The sequence below is a fragment of the Roseobacter weihaiensis genome, from assembly GCF_020622345.1.
GTDB classification, from domain to species: Bacteria; Pseudomonadota; Alphaproteobacteria; order Rhodobacterales; family Rhodobacteraceae; genus Roseobacter; species Roseobacter weihaiensis.
Genome location: NZ_JACNMO010000001.1, coordinates 195,333 through 215,395, shown reverse-complemented (window position 1 = coordinate 215,395; position 20,063 = coordinate 195,333). Strand labels below are relative to the sequence as shown.

Here is a 20,063-nt window from a genome sequence, read left to right as displayed (position 1 = left end):
CAGTTCTGACCGGATATCTGCCCTAGGGTCAAGCGGAAGTGCGATATGACGCAGCGTCGAGGGCGCGGTGTCTCAGAGGTTATCCGCCATTCGGTACCGAATAGACGATATAGCCGTCCTGGCGAAAGACCTCGATCGCGTCGGTCTCCGTTACGAAAACACCGAGGTTTTCCATCGCTTCGGGACACCCCACGAGGTCCGCCGTGTGATCGAGATATTCAGCCGTTGCCGCGCTCTCGCCCAGACGTCGACATTGGTCGCCGTCCGCACGGTAGCCGCCACCAAAGAAGGGGAGCGAAGTCTTGGTCAGGGGATCAGGGGCGCAGGCCAGAAGCAGGCCAAAGCTGGAGATGAACAATACCAATCGCACGGCAAGACCCTCTTTCAAATATCGGATTTTCAACGGGGCGACGCTGAGACGACCCCGCAGCTAGGCAGAAAGGTATTCCGGATTGCGCGGGATTCTGCTGCTTTGGGTCCAGTCTCCCGCAAGGAATTAACCAAGACTCGCCAATATTTGGTCATAAAGCGAGCCCAAGGTGAAAGAGCCTTTGAGGAGAATGCCTTGATGAAACGATCCGCTGATATATCCTTGTCCGACAACCTGATGGCTGGCCCTCGGCTCTATGCGGCATTCCGGGAGAACGACAGAGAGGCATTAATGCTCCGGGCATCTGTTGCCCTTTGCTGGGCCGGCGGTGCCGTTGCCGCTTTGCAGGTCGCCCACCATGTGTTTGACCTGCCGGGCCTGCAGTATGCCTGGGAACTTTTCCTGTCGCTTTGTGCCTGAGCAGCAGCCTTTTTCCGCATGCAGGTTTCGATGCAAGGGCGTGGCTGGCGTCACCAAGTCACCAAAACCGCCCCTCAGCCCTGCAAAGCCTTAACACCGACATCACCATCCGCCTGCGCATGGATCGCAAGCGCTGCTGCATAACTGGCCGCAGCCGTGGTGAAATAGGGGATTTTGTCGTAAAGCGCTATCGAGCGGATCGACCGTGAATCCTCCACCGCCTGCGCGCCTTCGGTGGTGTTCATCACCAGATGGATCGCGTCGTCCTTCATCATATCCGTGACATCGGGGCGTCCCTCGTAAACCTTGTTCACCACGCCGCAGGCCATGCCGTGATCGACCAGCCATTTGGCGGTGCCGCGCGTGGCCACAAGTGTAAAGCCCTGATCCAGCAGAATGCGCGCCGTGCTCAGCATGTCTTCGGTCTTGTCTGCATCCTTGATGGAGATGAACGCGCAACCCTCGGAGGGCAGCACCATGCCCGCGCCCATCTGTGCCTTGAGAAACGCGCGGGGGAAATCGCGGTCCCAGCCCATGACTTCGCCGGTCGAGCGCATCTCGGGACCAAGGATCGTGTCCACGCCGGGAAAGCGCGCAAAGGGCAGGACCGCTTCCTTGACGGAAAACCACGGCATGTTCGGATCGGCCAGCGTCATCGGATCGCCGAGCGGCAGGACATCCTCATAGGCCGCATTGGCATCATAGGGCGCGCGCTGGGGAAAGTTCGACAGCGGCTCTCCCGCCATGATCCGCGCGGCGATAGAAGCAATGGCACTGTCGGTCGCCTTGGCCACGAAGGGCACCGTCCGCGAGGCGCGGGGGTTGACCTCGATGAGGTAAATCTCACCCTCCTTGATGGCGAACTGAATGTTCATCAGGCCCACGACGTGCAATGCCCTGGCCAGCGCAAAGGTCTGTTTTTCGACCTCTGCGATGGTCTCACGCGAGAGCGAGTAGGGCGGCAGGGAGCAGGCGCTGTCGCCTGAATGTACCCCGGCCTCTTCGATGTGCTGCATGACACCGGCCACGTGCACATCCTTGCCATCACAGAGCGCATCAACATCCAGTTCAACGGCTCCCGCCAGATAGCTGTCGAGCAACACAGGGCTGTCGCCCGAGACCACAACCGCCTCAGAGATGTAGCGCTCAAGGTTGGCCTGATCGCGCACGATCTCCATCGCGCGCCCGCCCAGCACGTAGGAGGGGCGGATCACCAGGGGGAAGCCGATCTCTGCCGCGATCTCAAGGGCCTCTGCATCCGAGTGGGCAATCCCGTTGCGCGGCTGCTTGAGGCCAAGCCCCTGCACAAGCTGCTGGAAGCGCTCGCGGTCCTCGGCCAGATCAATGGCGTCGGGGGTGGTGCCCAGGATCGGGATACCCTCGGCATGCAGGGCCGCTGCAATCTTCAGCGGGGTCTGGCCGCCGAACTGCACAATGACGCCATGCAGCGTGCCATTGTCCTGCTCCACCCGCAGAATCTCCATCACATGTTCAAACGTCAACGGCTCAAAGTAGAGCCTGTCGGAGGTGTCGTAGTCGGTCGAGACCGTCTCGGGGTTGCAGTTCACCATGATCGTCTCAAAGCCTGCGTCGGTCAGCGCATAGCAGGCGTGACAGCAGCAGTAGTCGAACTCGATACCTTGCCCGATGCGGTTGGGTCCGCCGCCCAGAATGACAACCTTCTTGCGGGCTGTTGGGCGGGCCTCGCACTCCGCCTCGTCAAAGACCGGGGTTTCATAGGTGGAATACATGTAGGGGGTTTGCGCTTCGAATTCGGCGGCGCAGGTGTCGATGCGTTTGAAAACTGCCGTGACCCCGCGCGACAGGCGCGTCCGGCGCACGTCCTGTTCGGTCTGTCCTGTCAGCTCCGCCAGACGCGCGTCGGTGAATCCCATCATCTTGAGATGGCGGAGCCCCTTGGCGCTCTCGGGCAGCCCGTCGGCACGCAGCGCCTTTTCAACCTCGATGATCTCGCGGATGCGGGCAAGAAACCAAGGATCAAACATCGTGACCGCGTGAATGTCGTCATCGCTCAGCCCGTGACGCATGGCCTGCGCAATCGTGCGCAGACGGTCGGGTGTCTGTCGGCTGATCGCCTTGACGATGGCAGCCTTGTCGGCTCCTTCCGTCGCCCAAGGGCCTGCGTTGACACCGGGAATGTCGATCTCGTTGAACCCGGTGAGGCCTTCTTCCATGGAGGCCAGCGCCTTTTGCATCGACTCGTGGATCGTGCGCCCGATCGACATCGCCTCACCCACGGATTTCATCGCCGTGGTCAGATCGGGCGTGCTGCCGGGAAACTTCTCAAAGGCGAATTTCGGGATTTTTGTAACGACATAGTCGATTGTCGGCTCAAAGCTCGCCGGGGTCACCTTGGTGATATCATTGTCGAGCTCATCCAGCGTGTAGCCGACGGCCAGTTTCGCCGCGATCTTGGCGATGGGAAAGCCCGTGGCCTTGGAGGCCAGCGCGGAGGAGCGGGAGACGCGCGGGTTCATCTCGATCACCACCATGCGGCCATCGGCGGGGTTCACGGCCCATTGCACGTTCGAGCCGCCCGTTTCCACCCCGATCTCGCGCAGAACCGCGATGGAGTGGTTGCGCATGATCTGGTATTCCTTGTCGGTGAGCGTCAGCGCCGGGGCGACGGTGATGCTGTCGCCGGTGTGCACGCCCATCGGGTCCACGTTCTCGATGGAGCAGACGATGATAGCATTGTCCGCGGTGTCCCGCACCACTTCCATCTCGTATTCCTTCCAACCGAGCAGGCTCTCATCGACGAGGATCTGCCCTACGGGCGAGGCATCCATGCCAGATCGGCAGATCGCCTCATAGTCGTCCCGGTTATAGGCAACCCCGCCGCCGGTGCCGCCCATGGTAAAGGCGGGGCGGATGATGGCGGGCAGCCCCACCTCTTCGAGGATATCCATCGCCAGACGCACCCCTTCGGCCAGATCCTTTTTGCCATTCTTGTCCTTGGGGGCCGTGACAATCGCCGCCCGCGGGTTTTCGATGCCCAACCTGTCCATCGCTTCGCGGAAAAGCTTGCGGTCTTCGGCCATCTCGATGGCGTCACGCTTGGCACCGATCATTTCGACGCCGAATTTGTCCAGAACACCCATTTCCTCCAGCGCAAGCGAGGTGTTCAGCCCGGTTTGCCCGCCCATGGTCGGCAGCAGCGCATCGGGGCGTTCCTTTTCGATGATCTTGGCGACCATCTCGGGGGTGATGGGCTCGATGTAGGTGGCATCCGCCAACCCGGGGTCTGTCATGATCGTCGCGGGGTTGGAATTGACCAGAATGACGCGGTAGCCTTCCTCCTTGAGGGCCTTGCAGGCCTGCGCGCCGGAATAGTCGAATTCGCAGGCTTGCCCGATCACGATGGGGCCTGCACCGATAATCATGATGGAGTTGATGTCGGTTCTTTTCGGCATGGTGCGGCCCCTTGGTTTTTGAACACCCCCGTGTGTCCAAATTGTTCTGCGTTATAGGCAAGCGCAGGCCCGGCGCAAGGGGGACGCCGTATTTTTGCCTCTGCAGCCCCGAGGGATGCGTCAGGCGCCTCTTCCAACATCCCCTGGGGGCACCAAACGCGTGTTCGTTCTCTGCCAGAAAGGCGTTGTGATTGGCATATACAGGCTCGAGGTCGGGTCATCACAGCGACCCGGTCTGCCTGTCGGCAAATTCGGCACTCAGGCTGCCATGAAAGCGCGTACGGCCGCCTCAAAGGCACGCGGCTGATCGGCATGTAACCAGTGTCCCGCGCCTCGCAACTTGGCAAAGCGTGCCTTGGGAAATAGGGCTTTGATGGCCGGACGGTGCTCTGGCAGCACATAGTCCGATTGCGCGCCCGTCAGAAACAGGACCGGCTTTTCATAGCTGCCGGTGAGATCGGGAAAGGACATGATCTTGTCCATCTCGGCCGCGAGCGTGTCGAGGTTCAGACGCCAGCGTTTTTCGGTCAGATCCAGCGACTGTGTGAAAAAGCTGCACAAGGCAGGCGCGACGCCCTGTGCGGCCAGCTGCGCCTCGGCGTCGGACCGGCGGTTGACCGTGCTCAGGTCGACGGCTTGCATGGCGTGAATAAAGGGCATCTGGCTGTGCGTATAGGGGGCAGGGGCAATGTCTGCGACGATCATGCCCGACACCAGCGCCGGTTGGGTCAGGGTCAGGGTCATGGTCGCCTTGCCGCCCATGGAATGGCCCACCAGACGCATCGGACCGCCCAGATGCGCGATCAGCTCGGCAAGGTCTTGCGCCAGTTCGGGATAGCTGTGGGTCGCGGTATGGGGGCTGAGGCCATGATTGCGCAGATCAACCGTATAGACCCGCGCGGCATCGGACAGCCGCTTGGCAATCACACTCCAGTTGCGGCCCGATCCATAAAGGCCGTGCACGATCATCACCGGGGGCGCAGAGGGATCGCCAAATTCCGAATAGCTGAGCATGGGGCAGGGCTAGCGGATTTTACGCGGCTCTGCCAGAAGGATTGTGGCAGGGCGTGAAACGCGAGGTAGAGGAAAACTGATGCAAATGGCGAGTGATGTTGCACAGAAAGCGCAGCTGCTGCGGGCAATGATCGAAAAACAGATGGGGGTCAGCGCACCCAGTCTTGAACAGGCGGTTCGCCGCGCAGGCCGGCGGCTCCCCCGGCGTTTGCGAAAGCAAGCGGCACTCTGGGTGGAGGCCGAGACCTGGGCCGCGCATCCCAAGCTTGCCCGGCGGATCGATGGACCGCCGCTCGAGCAGGCCTATCAGGATCTCGCAACGCATCTGCAACAGCTTGATCCGGCGGAGGAGCGCAAGACCCGGCGGTTGAACACACTCGCCGGGATCGTGTTGAACCTGCTGCTCTTTGGGGGGCTGGTGAGTGTGCTGCTGCGATGGCGCGAGCTGATCTGAGGACCGGTCCCTTTCAGACAAACAGAAAGCCCCGCAACAAGGCTGCGGGGCTGATGGGGTTCCGGCGTCCTAAAGGTTAAGGCGCGAGGTTTACAGATTGGGGTACATCGGGAACCGGGCGCAGAGCGCCGCCACCTCGGCTTTGACCTTTGCCTCAACGGCCCCGTTGCCCTCCTCTCCGTTGGCGGCCAGACCGTCCACGACCTCGATGATCCAGTCCGCGATCTGACGGAATTCCGGCTCCCCAAAGCCACGGGTCGTGCCTGCCGGGCTGCCCAGACGGATACCGGAGGTCACCATCGGCTTTTCCGGGTCGAACGGCACGCCGTTCTTGTTGCAGGTGATATGGGCGCGGCCGAGCGCCTTTTCCGTGGCGTTGCCCTTCACGCCCTTGGGGCGCAGATCAACCAGCACCACATGGGTGTCTGTCCCGTGGGTGATCGTATCAAGCCCGCCTTTGATCAACTGATCCGACAATGCCTGCGCGTTGGTGATGACCTGGCTGATATAGCCTTTGAACTCGGGCCGCAGCGCCTCCCCGAAGGCCACGGCCTTGGCCGCGATCACATGCATCAGCGGGCCGCCCTGAATGCCGGGGAAGATGGCGGAGTTGAACTTCTTGGCCAGCGCCTCGTCGTTGGTCAGGATCATGCCGCCGCGCGGGCCGCGCAGGGTTTTATGCGTGGTTGTGGTGGCCACATGCGCGTGCGGGAACGGCGAGGGGTGCTCGCCCGCGGCCACCAGACCTGCAAAATGCGCCATGTCAACGTGCAGATAGGCCCCCACCATATCGGCGATCTCGCGCATGCGGGCAAAGTCGATCTGACGCGGGATGGCCGAGCCACCCGCGATGATGAGCTTGGGCTGATGCTCCTTGGCAAGGGCTTCGACCTGATCGTAATCGAGCAGGTTGTCTGCGCGACGCACGCCGTATTGGATCGCGTTGAACCATTTGCCCGACTGGTTCGGGCGCGCGCCATGCGTGAGGTGGCCGCCAGCGTCCAGCGACATGCCGAGGATCGTGTCGCCAGGCTGCAACAGCGCCTGAAACACCCCCTGGTTTGCCTGGCTGCCCGAGTTCGGCTGCACATTCGCAAACCCACAACCAAAGAGGTCGCAGGCCCGCTCAATCGCGAGGTTTTCGGCAACATCCACGAATTGGCACCCGCCATAGTAGCGCCGGCCCGGATAACCTTCGGCGTATTTGTTGGTCATGATGGAGCCTTGCGCCTCCAGCACGGCGGCCGAGACGATGTTCTCGGAGGCAATCAGCTCGATTTCGTCGCGCTGGCGGCCCAATTCATCCGTGATGGAGGCAAAGATCTCCGGATCACTCTGAGCCAGAGAGGTTGTGAAAAAACCGGGGGCGCGGTGCGGGGCATTCATAATGGTGTCTCCCTTGGACAGGATTGCAATGGGCCGTTTCCTATCGGAAACTAGGGTGCCGGGGAAGGTGGTAAAGCGGCGATTGCTGGAATAGCTGCGCCTTCTTTAAAGGGCGCGCCGCTGCGGTGCAATCCACTCAAAGGGAGAGGGACCGCAGCGATACTGGTCAACAGGGGGCATATGTGGTTGTTTCGGATCAATAAGACCCCGATCGGAAACCAGATGCTCGATAAGATCGCCTTTACCGCCAGCCGCGCGGATGTTGCCCAGACGGCCCGCGCGGCCCTCGTGACCCGCTATGGCGATGTGCCCATGAAAGAGGCAGAGGTGATCGTGGCGCTTGGCGGGGATGGTTTTATGCTGCAGACCCTGCATGCCACGCAGAAACTGTCCGCCCCGGTCTATGGCATGAACCGGGGCACCATCGGCTTCCTGATGAACACCTACGCCGAAAGCGATCTGACCGTCCGTCTTGCGGCGGCAGAAGAGGCTGTCATCAACCCGCTCAGCATGACAGCCGTGACGGCAGATGGGACGACCCGGCAGGCACTTGCCATCAATGAAGTGTCCTTGTTGCGCTCAGGTCCGCAGGCGGCCAAGCTCAAGATCACGGTTGATAACCGCTTGCGCATGGCGGAGCTGGTCTGTGACGGCGCGCTGGTCAGCACGCCTGCGGGCTCTACCGCCTACAATTACTCCGCGCACGGGCCAATCCTGCCCATCGGCTCTGAGGTTCTCGCGCTGACCGCGATGAGCGCTTTTCGCCCCCGACGCTGGCGCGGTGCTTTACTGCCCACCAATGCGGTTGTCCGCTTTGATGTGCTGGAGCCGGACAAACGCCCGGTGATGGCGGAGGCGGATGCACAATCGGTGATGGGCGTGACATCCGTTGAAATACGATCCGAACCGTCTGTGTCGCATCGCATCCTCTTTGACCCCGGTCACGGGCTGGAGGAACGGCTTATCAACGAGCAGTTTACCTGATGAAGACGCCCGCCTTCCGTGATCCGGCCCCGCGCGGTCTGTGCACCGATTGCGGGGTGTCGCGCATGGCCGACCCAAGTGCCTGCGGCAAAGCCTGTCAGTTCATTGCGCCCGACTATCCTGGGCTGGAGCAGGCCGTGCACGGTCGGGCGCGTGGCGGCGGTGACGAAACCTTTTTTGGCCCTTTCAGGTCGATGCACCGCGCCCGCATGGCGGCCCCGCAAGATGGCGCACAATGGACCGGGATCACCACCTCCCTGGCCGCAGATCTGCTGGCACGCGACAAGGTTCAGGCGGTGCTGACAATGGTCCCGGACGATACGGATGTCTGGCGGCCCAGACCTGCGATGATCACCGATCCGTCAGACATGGCGCGGGCGCGAGGGATGCGGATGGGCTACGCGCCGCTTTTGGCGCTGTTGGAGGAGGCGCAGGCGGAAGGCTTTACCCGGCTGGCTGTCATTGGAATTCCGTGCCAGATTTACGCGTTGCGCCAGCTCGAGGCAGACCTTGGGCTGGAGCGGCTCTATGTCATTGGCACGCCCTGTTCGGACAATACCACGACCGAAAACTTTCACAGCTTTCTGGCGCTGTTGGACGAAGAGCCGGGCAGCATCACCTATCTGGAGTTTCGCGCAGACTACAAGGTCGAACTGCGCTATGCCGACGGGCGTCAGCGGCTGATCCCGTTTCTGTCCTTGCCCATCTCCGATCTGCCGCGCGATTTCTTTCCACTGACCTGCCGGACCTGCGTGGATTATACCAATGTGCTGGCAGATATTACCGTCGGCTACATGGCGGGCGAAGGCGATCAATGGGTTGTGGTGCGCAACGCGCGGGGCGCGGAAATGCTGGAGGGTCTGGGCGACCGCGTTGTCTTGTCCGAACCGGGCTCGGCTGGCAAGCGCGCCTCGGCGGTTAAAGGGTTCATTGCAAATACGGCGCGGGCGGCGGGCGGGCTGCCGTTGCGCCGGATGCCAGACTGGCTGCGCCCGATTGTAAGCTGGCTGCAACCCCGGATCGGCCCGCGCGGTCTCGAATTCGCCCGCGCCCGGGTGGAGATGAAAGCCGCCGAGACGATCCTCCATCTGCGCCGGGAGGAACCGGCAAAGATGAAGAACATGGTGCCTGAGCATGTCTGGAAGATCGCGGCCCCTTATGATCTGACGCCAGAAGAAACAGAGCAACATCCTGAAAAAGAAGAGTAACTCTCTGGCCCGTTAATTGATGTCAGATTTCCGGGAACTTTTTGTCGGGCGCGCGGGTTGTCCTTCCAAGAGCATATGACGACCATGTGCTTGGCTCAACTGAGACGCAAGACGAAGGAGAGACCAATGAACTGGGATATTATCAAAGGCAACTGGTCGCAGCTGACCGGAGAGGTAAAGAGCACCTGGGGTAAGCTGACCGACGACGAAATTGATCAGGCCGCAGGCGAGCGCGAAAAGCTCTCCGGCCTTATCCAGGAAAAATATGGCATGCTGAGAGAAGACGCTGAGCGTGAAATCGACGCCTTCGTTGCACGCCATAAATCCGCCGCCTGAAGCAAAATGGCTCTTACGGGCCAGGGGCTGTCCTTCAATAGGACGGCCCCTTTTCTATCCCTTTGCGTAGCCGATGGTCTGCAGGGCTTCCTTGATTTCGTCCAGGATTGCAGGATCATCGATGGTCGCGGGCATTTTAAAGTCCTCACAATCCGCGATCTTGACCACCGTGCCCCGCAGGATCTTGCCCGACCGCGTTTTTGGCAGACGCTCCACCACCAGCGCGTTCTTGAAGGCGGCAACCGGGCCGATCTTGTCACGGATCAGCTTGACGCACTCTGACCGGATTTCGTCATGCGGGCGGTTGACGCCCGTCGTCAGGCACACAAGCCCCAGGGGCGATTGGCCTTTCAACTGATCCGTCACCCCCACGACCGCACATTCGGCGACGTCGGGATGGGTTGCCAGTACCTCTTCCATCGCACCGGTCGACAGTCGGTGGCCTGCCACGTTGATGACATCATCGGTGCGTGCCATGATGTAAAGGTATCCATCCTCGTCAACCATGCCCGCATCGCCGGTTTCATAGTATCCGGGGAAGGCATTGAGATAACTTTTCACAAAGCGATCCCGCGCGTTCCAAAGCGTCGGCAGGGTGCCGGGCGGCAACGGCAGCTTGACCGCAATAGCGCCCAGTTCGCCTGGTGCCACCGGATGACCCGCCTCGTCGAGAATCTGTACGTCATAGCCCGGCATCGCCACGGTCGGAGAGCCGATTTTCACCGGCAGCGCCTCGCACCCGGCGGGGTTGCCGGCGATGGTCCAGCCGGTCTCCGTTTGCCACCAGTGATCGTAGACCGGTACCTCCAGCAGATCGCTCGCCCACTCGATGGTGTCGGGGTCGGCGCGTTCTCCGGCCAGATAGAGGGCCCGCAGACAGGAGAGATCGTATTTCTGCCGTTCGACACCCTTGGGGTCTTCACGGCGGACAGCGCGGATCGCCGTGGGGGCGGTGAAAAAGCTGCGCACATTATGCTCTGAAATCACCCGCCAGAAAGTTCCCGCATCGGGCGTGCCCACGGGTTTGCCTTCAAACACGACCGTGGTGTTGCCGTGAATGAGCGGGGCGTAGCAGATATAGCTGTGCCCTACGACCCACCCCACATCCGAGGCCGCCCAGAACACATCGCCGGGATCGACGTTATAGATGTTCTTCATCGTCCAGTTGAGCGCGACAAGGTGGCCTGCCGTGGGGCGGACAACACCCTTGGGCGCGCCGGTGGTCCCCGAGGTATAAAGAATATAGGCGGGATGGTTGCCCTCAACCGGCACACAATCTGCGGGGGGGACGCCTTCTTGCGCTTCGTGCCAGTCCAGATCGCGGCCGGGTGTCAGCTCGGCCAGCTCCTCGGGGCGTTGCAAGATCAGACAAACCTCGGGGCTGTGCTCTGCGAGCTCAATCGCGCCATCCAGCAAGGGTTTGTAGTGAATGATCCGGCCCGGTTCGATCCCGCAGGAGGCGGCAAGGATCGCCTTGGGCTGGCAATCATCGATACGAACGGCCAGTTCATTGGCGGCGAAGCCCCCGAAAACCACCGAATGGATCGCCCCGATCCGGGCACAGGCCAGCATCGCTTCCAGCGCCTCCGGGACCATCGGCATATAGATGATGACGCGATCGCCCTTGCCAACACCCTGCGCTACCAGCGCCCCCGCCAAAGACGCGACCCGGGTCTGGAGCTCGGCATAGGTGAGCGTGGATTTGCTGTTCGTAATCGGGCTGTCGTAGATAATCGCGGGCTGGGCGCCGCGACCGGCCTCCACATGGCGATCCACGGCATTGTAGCATCCGTTGACGAGCCCGTCGGCAAACCACTCGTAGAGATGTTCGCCACGATCAAACAGGGCCTGAGAGGGTTTTCTGTCCCAGTCGATTGCCTCTGCCGCCTGCATCCAGAAAGTTTCCGGATCGGCCAGACTGGCCTGATAGATTTTCTTATACGTCACGGCTGAGATGCCCCCCCCTAAATCCTTTGGGGGTATGGTTACGCCTGCGATTCCCTCAGGGCAAGGCTATGGCGAGTCAATAGCGCCGCAATCTGCCACGTTAACGCTCGCAACCCGGAAACACGTGATTTCACCGGGTAAATCCTGTTGCCAATGCCTGTCAGCCCGCTTTGGGAACACGGGGTTCTTCAGGATCATCGGTCTGGGGGAAGAGATCGAGGCTGACGCAAGCCTTGACGATTGCGTCTTTGGGTCACCGGTCATCGAAGCGGTCCTTGCCATATCTCACGGCCGCCTCGCAATCGCCAGGGCTGTCGGGCCTGCAGGTGAACGGCAGGTTGCCCACGATCACATCCGTTTGCTCGAACGTGCCGCCCGCTCCTTCAATAACGCGGGTGCGTAGCTCGTAGATCTCACCATTCACCGAAACGGTGCCCGAGGTTTCGCTGACAACCGTGGCGCAAGCGGCCAGGGTGAAGGCGCCGAGCGTGAGCATAATTTTTGCGGTCATCAGTCTGTCCTCTCTCTTTTGGTTGCTTCCTTTAATGTAGGACGGGTCGCGCACCTAAAAACCCCACTGCACCGCAGATTCTGGCTGCCCCGACCCTCGTTTATGACTTAGCCGTAATGATCCACCGGTGTTCCGGCGATGGCGGACACGTTCAACAAGCCGCGTGCCGTGATGGACGGCGACACGATATGCGCACTGTTGCCCATGCCCATGAGGATCGGGCCAACTTCCAGCCCGCTGCCCTTCATTTTCAGGATGTTGCGTACCCCGGACGCCGCGTCCGCATGCGCAAAGATCAGCACATTAGCGGCCCCCTCCATCCGGTTTGACGGCAGGATTCGGGCGCGCAGTTCGGGGTCGAGCGCGGTGTCGATGTTCATCTCGCCCTCATAGCAGAAGTCATGACCGCCCGCGTCCAGCAGTTGCAGCGCGCCGCGCAGCCGCCCCCCGGTTCCTTCGCCCTTGTTTCCGAATTGAGACTGAGAACACAATGCAATCTTCGGCTCGATCCCGAAGCGGCGCACATGGCGGGCCGCGCCGATAGCGATTTCGGCGATTTCCTCGGGGCTGGGATGCAGGTGCACCTGTGTATCAGCAATGAAAAGCGGCCCGTCCTCAAGGATCATCATCGAGAGCGCCCCAACGGGGTGCAGGCTTTTGGTGCCAAGAATTTGCTGGATGTAGTTCAGATGCCAGCTAAATTCGCCGAATGTCCCGCAGATCAGGCTGTCGGCTTCTTCGCGGTGCACCATCACCGCGCCGATCGCGGTGGTGTTGGTGCGCATGATGGCGCGCGCCAGATCCGGCGTGACACCGTTGCGCGCGCGCAGGGTATGATAGCTTTCCCAATAGTCGCGGTAGCGCGGATCGTTCTCCGGGTTCACAAGGTCAACGTCCTGTCCCAACCGGATGGTCAGACCGGCCTTGGCGATGCGCATTTCGATCACCTCGGGCCGTCCGATCAGAATGGGTCGTTCGGTTGTTTCCTCCAGCATGGCCTGACTGGCGCGCAACACGCGCTCATCCTCGCCTTCGGCAAATACGATGCGGCGGGGCGATTGGCGCGCGGCATGAAAGACAGGCCGCATCAGCAGGGCAGATTTAAAGACCGATCCATTCAGTTTTTCGCGGTAGGCATTCAGGTCATCGATGGGGCGCGTGGCGACCCCGGTCTTCATCGCAGCCTCCGCCACCGCAGACGAGACAACACCGACGAGCCGCGGGTCAAAGGGCTTGGGGATCAGGTAATCGGCCCCGAATGTCATCTCTTCGCCCTGATAGGCGGCGGCGGCCTCAGCGGAGGTCGTGGCGCGGGCCAGTTCTGCGATGCCGTCGATACAGGCCAGTTGCATCTCGTCGTTGATGGTGGTTGCGCCAACGTCCAGTGCCCCGCGAAAGATGAACGGAAAGCACAGCACGTTGTTGACCTGATTGGGAAAATCCGACCGACCCGTGGCCATGATCGCATCCGGCACAACCGCGCGCACAGCGTCGGGCAGAATCTCGGGTGTGGGGTTGGCAAGGGCGAAAATAATCGGACGTTTGGCCATGCGGCTGACCTGTTCGGGGCTCAGAACGCCGGGGCCCGAAAGGCCAAGAAAAAGGTCCGCACCATCAATCACATCGTCAAGTGTGCGCAGATCAGAGGCTTGCGCAAATTCCGATTTGATCGGGTTCATATCGACATCGCGCCCTTGGTAGACCAGCCCGTGGATGTCGCACAGCCAGACGTTCTCACGTTGGACGCCGAGCTTGAGCAGCATGTTCAGACAGGCAATCCCCGCAGCCCCGCCGCCGGTGGAGACGATCTTGATGTCCTCGAATGTCTTGCCCGCCACATGAAGCGCATTCTTGGCCGCCGCCCCCACGACAATGGCCGTGCCATGCTGGTCGTCATGAAAGACCGGGATGTTCATTCGTTCGCGACAGATCCGCTCAACGGTAAAGCAGTCCGGCGCCTTGATGTCTTCGAGGTTGATCGCGCCAAAGGTCGGCCCGAGCGCGCAGACAATCTCGGCCAGTTTCTCGGGGTCCGGCTCGTCCACCTCGATATCGAAGCAATCGATGCTGGCAAACTTCTTGAACAGCACCGCCTTGCCTTCCATCACCGGTTTGGAGGCCAGCGCACCGATGTTTCCCAGACCCAGTACCGCCGTGCCGTTGGTGACAACGGCCACGAGATTGCCGCGTGAGGTATAGCGCGCCGCCGTGGCGGGGTCGCTTTGGATTTCCAGACAGGCCTCTGCGACGCCAGGGGAATAGGCGCGGGCCAGATCACGCCCATTCGCAAGCGGTTTGGTCGCGCGTATTTCCAGTTTTCCGGGCTTGGGAAACGCATGATAGTCGAGCGCGGCCTGCCGCAGATTCGGTGTGTCTGACATATGCGTCCCCTCCCGTTGAACGGATAGTTTAGTATTAAACTATCTTGTCGTTGGTGCCATCACACTGATTAAGTGACCCAGAGGCAAGAGTACAGCACATGTTTGCAATAGTGCGCCGGGCAGCTTAAGGATCTTCACACCAAAAGCGAGCCCAAAAGCAGCAGAGCGATTTATGACAAAACAGCAGGGCAGATCAGACGCGGATGGCGGCATCGGCTATCTGCTCAAAGCGTTCCTGTTGTGCTTGACGCTTATCTTCGGGTTCATCGCGGTTGATCTGGTTTTCTTTGCACAGGGCGCGTCCTTCAAACGCGAGGGTGGCGGTCTGGAGGCTGTCTCTGCCGTGCTGTATGGTGTTGCGACGGCCTTGTTCTTGGCAGTGGCCCCCAGACGCGTCTGGGTCTCTCTCTTTCATGTGCCTGCCGTGATGATCCTCTTTGCACTGCGCGAGCTGGATTACGACAAGGCCTTTACCGGGTCGGGTATCCTGTCGTTGCGCCTTTACAGTGGCGATGCACCTCTGGCGACCAAGCTTATCGGCGGGGCGGTGGCGGCATTTGCGGTCTATGTGATTTTACGCAACGCATGGCGTGGCACGCCGGCCGCATTCCGGGCGCTGCGCAACAAGGAGATTTGGCCGTGGTTTGCGATCCTGGCCGGCGTGCTGGTGGTGGGTTCCAAGTCCATCGACGGTCTGGGGCGCAAGCTTTTGGAATTTGGTATCGCCATCTCCGACGATCTGGATGCAACCGCTTCTCTCGTCGAAGAAGTGGCTGAAGCATTCATTCCGGTTTGCGCGATCCTGGCGATCCTGGCCTATTTCAAAGGCGCGCGCCGGTGACTGGCATCAAGGCCGAAATTCGGCTGCCCACACAGGAATTACGCGACGATATTCCGTTTTTCACCAAGGTGCTGGGGTTGCGTCTGGATATGATCTACCCGGCCGATAATCCCTCTGTCGCGGTCTTTTCCGGTTACGGGATCCGGGTGCGCATCGAAAAGGACGCGCCAGAGCCTGCCGGAACGCTCAGGATTTTGACCGATGATCCGGAAGGGTTTGCTGAAGGCGCACGTCGCCTGACGGCCCCCAATGGTACGCAGATCGAAATTGCGCCGCTGCGTGCGCCTTTGGTGTTGCCGGAGACGGTCCATGGCTTTGTGGTGCGCCGGCTGACCGATCAGGCCCCCTGGATAATCGGGCGGGCTGGCATGCACTACCGGGACCTCATTCCTGACCGGCTGGGCGGGTCGATCATTGCCAGCCACATCCGCATCCCCGATGGCGGGCCGGTGCCGGATATGGTGCATTATCACACGGTGGGGTTTCAGCTGATCTTTTGTTACCGGGGGTGGGTGGATCTGGTTTATGAGGACCAGGGTGCCCCGTTTCGGCTGCATGCGGGCAACTGCGTGATCCAGCCGCCGGAAATTCGCCACCGGGTGCTTTATGCCTCGGACAACATCGAAGTCATTGAGATCGGCGTCCCGGCGGAACATGTCACCACAATCGATCACGAGATGAGTTTGCCCAATGGACCGGCCAATCCGAACCGGGTGTTTCAGGGGCAGCGCTTTGTTCATCATCAGTCGGATCAGGCGGTCTGGGCTCCGTTCCGCATTGCGGGATTTCAAAGCCGCGACACGACCATCGCGGCCCATACGCAGAACGTCGCGGGTGTGCATGTGATCCGCCGCAGCGCGGGGGCAACCGACTGGAGCTCTCATGACAGCGACATCCTCTTTACCTTCGTGATGGATGGCACCATGACGCTTGAGGCCGAGGGGCGCGATCCGCATGCCTTGCAGGCAGGGGATGCTTTTGTGATTCCACCCGGCATGCTGGTGCGCTACGGCGGACCCTCCGACGATCTGGAACTTTTGGAGGTTTCGCTGCCCGGCGTCTTCAAAACGCATCTGGGGACGGGTTAAAAATTTGCCAGGGCTCTTGCATTGGGCCGCATTGACCGACACGCTGATGCGATGGTCTGACAAAGACGAGGAGGCACCATGTCCCTGAAAGAAGCCGCAACAAAGGTCCGGGAAAATGCCCATGTACCCTATTCGAAGTTCAAGGTGGGGGCGGCGGTGAGAACCGCGTCGGGGGCTGTCTTTGTCGGGTGTAACGTTGAAAATGTCGCCTATCCCGAAGGCACCTGTGCCGAAGCGGGGGCGATTGCCGCCATGGTCGCGGCGGGTGAGACGGAAATCGTCGAAGCTTATGTCATCGCAGGCTCGCCCATGCCGGTGACCCCCTGCGGCGGGTGCCGCCAAAAGCTGGCCGAATTCGCCAAGGGCGATGTCCCGGTCACAATGGCCACCACCGGCGGGCGTGAACAGAAGACGACCGTGGGCGACCTGCTGCCCGGTGTCTTCAGCTCCGCCCATATGGAAAGCTGACATGACGGATGCGCGTTCCGTTCTGGCGCGGTTGCGTCATGGCCTGCCGTTGTCGCAGGCAGATATGGTCTGGACGGCGGCCGCTCTGGCGGATGGCGTCTTGAGTGATGCACAGGCCGGTGCCTTTGCCATGGGGGTCTGCACGCGGGGCCTTGAGGAGCCTGAACGCGTCGCGCTGACCCTGGCGATGCGCGACAGCGGCAAGGTGTTGGCCTGGGATGTGAACGGCCCGGTGTTGGACAAGCACTCTACCGGCGGGGTGGGCGATTGTGTGTCTTTGCTGCTTGCGCCGGCCCTGGCGGCCTGTGGGGCTTATGTCCCGATGATCTCGGGGCGCGGTCTTGGGCACACTGGCGGGACGCTGGACAAGCTGGAGGCCATTCCGGGCCTTGTCACGCAACTGGATGAAGCGCGTTTTCACGCCGTTGTGGCCGAGGTCGGATGTGCCATCGTGGGGGCCAGCGCGGACATCGCCCCGGCAGACAAACGGCTCTATGCGGTGCGGGATGTCACCTCGACCGTCGACAGTCTTGATCTGATAACCGCGTCGATCCTGTCCAAAAAGCTCGCGGGGGGGCTGGAGGGGCTGGTGCTTGATGTCAAGGTGGGCAGCGGGGCCTTCATGAAAGACATCGGGGCGGCGCGGGATCTGGCGCAGGCGCTGGTCAGCACCGCCAATGCTGCGGGTTGCAAGACAACAGCCGTTATCAGCGACATGAGCCAACCGCTGGCGCCAAGTCTCGGCAATGCGCTGGAGGTTGCTGACGTGATGCGGGTTCTGACCGGCAAACCCACAGGACCGCTGGTGGAACTCTCGGCGGTGCTGGGGGGTATTCTGCTGGCCGATGCCGGGCTGGCAGAGGATGTCCAGGCGGGCGCGGACGCCGTCGTTGAGGTGCTGGGTGACGGGCGGGCTGCCGACCGCTTCGGACAGATGATTGCCGCAATGGGCGGCCCCGTTCATTTCGTTGACAACTGGCAGCGGTTCTTGCCGGAGGCCAATGTGATGCGCGAGATTTCAGCCCGACAGGCGGGATATGTCACCGCAATCGATGGCGAAGCGCTGGGGCTTGCGGTGGTGTCGATGGGCGGCGGACGTCGCGTTCAGGCGGACAGGATCGACCCTGCCGTGGGGCTGGGGCAGGTGGTGCGTCTGGGCCAACGGGTGGAGCGTGGACAACCCCTGGCGGTCGTCCATGCCGCGCGCCCGGATGCAGCGGACAGGGCCGCAGCGACGGTCCGCGCGGCGATCACCATCCATCCTGAGGATGCGGCCAAAGCGCCTGATCTCGTGCACGAAAGGATCGGCTGATGGCGCGTGCGTTTCTCGTGGTGATGGATTCTGTGGGCATCGGAGGCGCGCCCGACGCGGCGGATTACTTTAACGGTGACCTGCCCGATACCGGGGCCAATACGGTCGCCCATATCGCGCAGCTCTGTGCCCGTGGTGCGGCTTGCGAAGGTCGTGAAGGACCTTTGAACTTGCCCAATCTGGACCGTTTGGGACTGGGGCGTGCGGTGCAGCTGGCCAGCGGAGATATTGCAACAGGCCTGGGGCGCGAGCCAGAGGGGCTTTGGGGGGTGGCAACAGAGGTCTCTCTGGGCAAAGACACGCCATCGGGTCATTGGGAACTGGCCGGTTTGCCGGTTCCCTGGGCCTGGCATCACTTTGACCAAAAGGAAAATTCATTTCCCCAGGATGTCATCGACCGGGTCTGTGCGCTGGCAGAGACGGACGGCATTCTGGGCAACTGCCACGCCTCCGGCACGACCATTATCAAGGATCATGGTGCCGAACATATCCGGTCGGGCTGGCCGATTTGCTACACCTCTGCGGATTCGGTGTTTCAGATCGCGGCCCATGAAGAGCACTTTGGCCTCGACCGTCTGCTGTCGCTCTGCGCGGGGCTGGCTCCGATGCTGCATGAGATGAAGGTGGGCCGCGTGATTGCCCGACCCTTTGTCGGCACGGTCGAAGGGGGCTTTGCCCGCACAAAGAACAGGCGGGACTATGCGATGCGCCCGCCCGGTCCCGTGCTGACAAACTGGGTTCAGGAGGTCGGAGGGCGCGTCTATGCCGTTGGCAAGATCGGAGACATCTTTTCCATGCAGGGCATAGATGTGCTGCACAAGGGTACGGATGCGGAATTGATGACCCATCTGTCGGATCTGGTCGGAACCGCGGAAGACGGCAGCTTGACATTTGCGAACTTCGTGGAGTTCGACAGCCTCTACGGCCACCGTCGCGATGTGGCAGGGTACGCCCGTGCGCTGGAATGGTTCGACAGCCGGATCGGCGCGGTGATCGCGCGGCTGCGCCCAGGCGATATGCTGCTGCTGACGGCGGATCACGGCAATGACCCCTCATGGCGCGGCACGGATCACACCCGCGAGCGGGTGCCAGTGCTGATCGCGGGGCAGGGGACAGGCTCTTTGGGGCTCATCGGATTTCGGGATGTGGCAGGTCTTGTCGCAGGCCATCTGGGCGTGCGGGTGCCCTAGGCAGCGATGCGGTCTTGCGAGGCCCTGCCTTGCCGGACTAAACCAAGAGGTGAATTTGAAGGAAGTGCCCCATGTCTGACCATCTGACCGTCGTTGATCACCCGTTGGTGCAGCACAAACTGACGATCATGCGCGACCGGGAGACGCCCACGGCGGTCTTCCGGCAGCTGCTGCGCGAGATCAGTCAATTGCTGGCCTATGAGGTGACGCGGGGCCTGCCGATGACCACCAAAAAGATCGACACCCCGATGGAGCCGATGGACGCCCCGACACTGGACGGCAAAAAGCTTGCGCTGATCTCGATCCTGCGGGCGGGCAACGGGTTGCTTGACGGGGTGCTGGAACTGATCCCGTCGGCGCGGGTCGGCTTTGTCGGGCTCTACCGGGACGAAGAGACTCTGCAACCGGTCCAGTACTATTTCAAGGTGCCCGAAGCGCTCGAAGATCGTCTGGTGATTGCCGTCGATCCGATGCTGGCGACGGGCAATTCCTCGGTTGCGGCCATTGATCTGCTGAAAGGGGCAGGGGCCACCAATATACGGTTCCTCTGCCTGCTGGCCGCGCCCGAAGGGATCGCGCGGATGCAAGAAGCGCACCCGGATGTCCCGATTGTCACCGCTGCGGTTGATACCAAGCTCAACGAGGTTGGCTACATCGTGCCGGGGCTTGGTGATGCGGGCGACCGGATGTTCGGCACCAAGTGAGCCGACGGCCTGTCC

The 20,063-nt window shown here is 61.4% G+C and carries 18 protein-coding genes; 11 read left to right on the top strand and 7 right to left on the bottom strand.

Annotated features, from left to right (window positions below):
- Window positions 1-79: 79 nt before the first annotated feature.
- The gene (locus tag H7847_RS01135) at window positions 80-370 is read right to left on the bottom strand and encodes a hypothetical protein (RefSeq protein ID WP_227267541.1); all 291 of its coding nucleotides are present in this window, start codon (window positions 368-370) and stop codon (window positions 80-82) included.
- 198 nt (window positions 371-568) lie between these two features.
- Between H7847_RS01135 and H7847_RS01130 the strand changes: the two genes are divergently transcribed.
- Window positions 569-790 (top strand): hypothetical protein, encoded by a 222-nt coding sequence (locus tag H7847_RS01130; protein WP_227267540.1) that lies wholly within the window; start codon window positions 569-571, stop codon window positions 788-790.
- Between the two features lie 74 nt (window positions 791-864).
- Here the strand turns inward: H7847_RS01130 and carB are convergent, their stop codons facing one another.
- A complete protein-coding gene (gene carB / locus H7847_RS01125; RefSeq protein WP_227267539.1) occupies window positions 865-4,224 on the bottom strand; it encodes a carbamoyl-phosphate synthase large subunit in 3,360 nt (1,119 codons plus the stop codon).
- A gap of 258 nt (window positions 4,225-4,482) precedes the next feature.
- Window positions 4,483-5,238 carry an alpha/beta fold hydrolase gene (locus H7847_RS01120; protein ID WP_227267538.1) on the bottom strand — a complete coding sequence of 252 codons (756 nt, stop codon included), beginning with the start codon at window positions 5,236-5,238 and terminating at the stop codon, window positions 4,483-4,485.
- Window positions 5,239-5,323: 85 nt separating this feature from the next.
- Here H7847_RS01120 and H7847_RS01115 point away from each other — a divergent pair, with 85 nt between their 5' ends.
- Complete coding sequence (locus tag H7847_RS01115) at window positions 5,324-5,692, top strand: hypothetical protein (RefSeq protein WP_227267537.1); 369 nt, start codon at window positions 5,324-5,326, stop codon at window positions 5,690-5,692.
- 90 nt (window positions 5,693-5,782) lie between these two features.
- On the opposite strand, the gene glyA is transcribed toward H7847_RS01115, so the two are convergent.
- Window positions 5,783-7,078: a serine hydroxymethyltransferase gene (gene glyA, locus H7847_RS01110; protein ID WP_227267536.1), complete on the bottom strand. Its 1,296-nt coding sequence runs from the start codon at window positions 7,076-7,078 to the stop codon at window positions 5,783-5,785.
- A gap of 222 nt (window positions 7,079-7,300) precedes the next feature.
- Between glyA and H7847_RS01105 the strand changes: the two genes are divergently transcribed.
- The 3 genes from H7847_RS01105 (at window position 7,301) to H7847_RS01095 (ending at window position 9,606) form a co-directional block, all read left to right on the top strand.
- On the top strand, window positions 7,301-8,062 hold the full coding sequence (locus tag H7847_RS01105) for an NAD kinase (protein ID WP_227267535.1): 762 nt from the start codon (window positions 7,301-7,303) through the stop codon (window positions 8,060-8,062).
- A complete protein-coding gene (locus H7847_RS01100) occupies window positions 8,062-9,270 on the top strand; it encodes a Coenzyme F420 hydrogenase/dehydrogenase, beta subunit C-terminal domain (protein WP_227267534.1) in 1,209 nt (402 codons plus the stop codon). The genes H7847_RS01105 and H7847_RS01100 overlap by 1 nt, the downstream gene beginning before the upstream one ends.
- A 126-nt stretch (window positions 9,271-9,396) precedes the next feature.
- A complete protein-coding gene (locus H7847_RS01095; RefSeq protein WP_227267533.1) occupies window positions 9,397-9,606 on the top strand; it encodes a CsbD family protein in 210 nt (69 codons plus the stop codon).
- A gap of 54 nt (window positions 9,607-9,660) precedes the next feature.
- Here H7847_RS01095 and H7847_RS01090 read toward each other — a convergent pair whose 3' ends face one another.
- From H7847_RS01090 to H7847_RS01080, 3 genes are all read right to left on the bottom strand, one after another.
- Window positions 9,661-11,553 (bottom strand): propionyl-CoA synthetase, encoded by a 1,893-nt coding sequence (locus H7847_RS01090; protein WP_227267532.1) that lies wholly within the window; start codon window positions 11,551-11,553, stop codon window positions 9,661-9,663.
- A gap of 253 nt (window positions 11,554-11,806) precedes the next feature.
- Window positions 11,807-12,064 (bottom strand): hypothetical protein, encoded by a 258-nt coding sequence (locus H7847_RS01085; protein WP_227267531.1) that lies wholly within the window; start codon window positions 12,062-12,064, stop codon window positions 11,807-11,809.
- A 107-nt stretch (window positions 12,065-12,171) separates the two neighbouring features.
- The gene (locus H7847_RS01080) at window positions 12,172-14,445 is read right to left on the bottom strand and encodes an NADP-dependent malic enzyme (RefSeq protein WP_227267530.1); all 2,274 of its coding nucleotides are present in this window, start codon (window positions 14,443-14,445) and stop codon (window positions 12,172-12,174) included.
- A 172-nt stretch (window positions 14,446-14,617) separates the two neighbouring features.
- Between H7847_RS01080 and H7847_RS01075 the strand changes: the two genes are divergently transcribed.
- The 6 genes from H7847_RS01075 (at window position 14,618) to upp (ending at window position 20,048) form a co-directional block, all read left to right on the top strand.
- Window positions 14,618-15,286 (top strand): hypothetical protein, encoded by a 669-nt coding sequence (locus H7847_RS01075; protein WP_227267529.1) that lies wholly within the window; start codon window positions 14,618-14,620, stop codon window positions 15,284-15,286.
- Window positions 15,283-16,374 (top strand): cupin domain-containing protein, encoded by a 1,092-nt coding sequence (locus H7847_RS01070; RefSeq protein WP_227267528.1) that lies wholly within the window; start codon window positions 15,283-15,285, stop codon window positions 16,372-16,374. Before H7847_RS01075 ends, H7847_RS01070 begins: the two co-directional genes overlap by 4 nt.
- 78 nt (window positions 16,375-16,452) lie before the next feature.
- The gene (locus H7847_RS01065; RefSeq protein WP_227267527.1) at window positions 16,453-16,842 is read left to right on the top strand and encodes a cytidine deaminase; all 390 of its coding nucleotides are present in this window, start codon (window positions 16,453-16,455) and stop codon (window positions 16,840-16,842) included.
- 1 nt (window position 16,843) lies between these two features.
- On the top strand, window positions 16,844-18,154 hold the full coding sequence (locus H7847_RS01060) for a thymidine phosphorylase (protein WP_227267526.1): 1,311 nt from the start codon (window positions 16,844-16,846) through the stop codon (window positions 18,152-18,154).
- Window positions 18,154-19,344, top strand: coding sequence for a phosphopentomutase (locus H7847_RS01055; RefSeq protein WP_227267525.1), 1,191 nt, complete (start codon window positions 18,154-18,156; stop codon window positions 19,342-19,344). Before H7847_RS01060 ends, H7847_RS01055 begins: the two co-directional genes overlap by 1 nt.
- Window positions 19,345-19,415: 71 nt before the next feature.
- On the top strand, window positions 19,416-20,048 hold the full coding sequence (gene upp / locus H7847_RS01050) for a uracil phosphoribosyltransferase (protein ID WP_227267524.1): 633 nt from the start codon (window positions 19,416-19,418) through the stop codon (window positions 20,046-20,048).
- Window positions 20,049-20,063: the final 15 nt, after the last annotated feature.

What these genes read in the sequence shown, in the direction of transcription:
- H7847_RS01075 (WP_227267529.1), top strand. Translation starts at nt 14,618, where the DNA reads ATGACAAAACAGCAGGGCAGATCAGACGCGGATGGCGGCATCGGCTAT.
- H7847_RS01080 (WP_227267530.1), bottom strand. Translation starts at nt 14,445, where the DNA reads ATGTCAGACACACCGAATCTGCGGCAGGCCGCGCTCGACTATCATGCG.
- H7847_RS01105 (WP_227267535.1), top strand. Translation starts at nt 7,301, where the DNA reads ATGCTCGATAAGATCGCCTTTACCGCCAGCCGCGCGGATGTTGCCCAG.
- H7847_RS01100 (WP_227267534.1), top strand. Translation starts at nt 8,062, where the DNA reads ATGAAGACGCCCGCCTTCCGTGATCCGGCCCCGCGCGGTCTGTGCACC.
- H7847_RS01060 (WP_227267526.1), top strand. Translation starts at nt 16,844, where the DNA reads ATGACGGATGCGCGTTCCGTTCTGGCGCGGTTGCGTCATGGCCTGCCG.
- H7847_RS01065 (WP_227267527.1), top strand. Translation starts at nt 16,453, where the DNA reads ATGTCCCTGAAAGAAGCCGCAACAAAGGTCCGGGAAAATGCCCATGTA.
- H7847_RS01120 (WP_227267538.1), bottom strand. Translation starts at nt 5,238, where the DNA reads ATGCTCAGCTATTCGGAATTTGGCGATCCCTCTGCGCCCCCGGTGATG.
- upp (WP_227267524.1), top strand. Translation starts at nt 19,416, where the DNA reads ATGTCTGACCATCTGACCGTCGTTGATCACCCGTTGGTGCAGCACAAA.
- carB (WP_227267539.1), bottom strand. Translation starts at nt 4,224, where the DNA reads ATGCCGAAAAGAACCGACATCAACTCCATCATGATTATCGGTGCAGGC.
- H7847_RS01085 (WP_227267531.1), bottom strand. Translation starts at nt 12,064, where the DNA reads ATGACCGCAAAAATTATGCTCACGCTCGGCGCCTTCACCCTGGCCGCT.
- H7847_RS01095 (WP_227267533.1), top strand. Translation starts at nt 9,397, where the DNA reads ATGAACTGGGATATTATCAAAGGCAACTGGTCGCAGCTGACCGGAGAG.
- glyA (WP_227267536.1), bottom strand. Translation starts at nt 7,078, where the DNA reads ATGAATGCCCCGCACCGCGCCCCCGGTTTTTTCACAACCTCTCTGGCT.
- H7847_RS01055 (WP_227267525.1), top strand. Translation starts at nt 18,154, where the DNA reads ATGGCGCGTGCGTTTCTCGTGGTGATGGATTCTGTGGGCATCGGAGGC.
- H7847_RS01130 (WP_227267540.1), top strand. Translation starts at nt 569, where the DNA reads ATGAAACGATCCGCTGATATATCCTTGTCCGACAACCTGATGGCTGGC.
- H7847_RS01115 (WP_227267537.1), top strand. Translation starts at nt 5,324, where the DNA reads ATGGCGAGTGATGTTGCACAGAAAGCGCAGCTGCTGCGGGCAATGATC.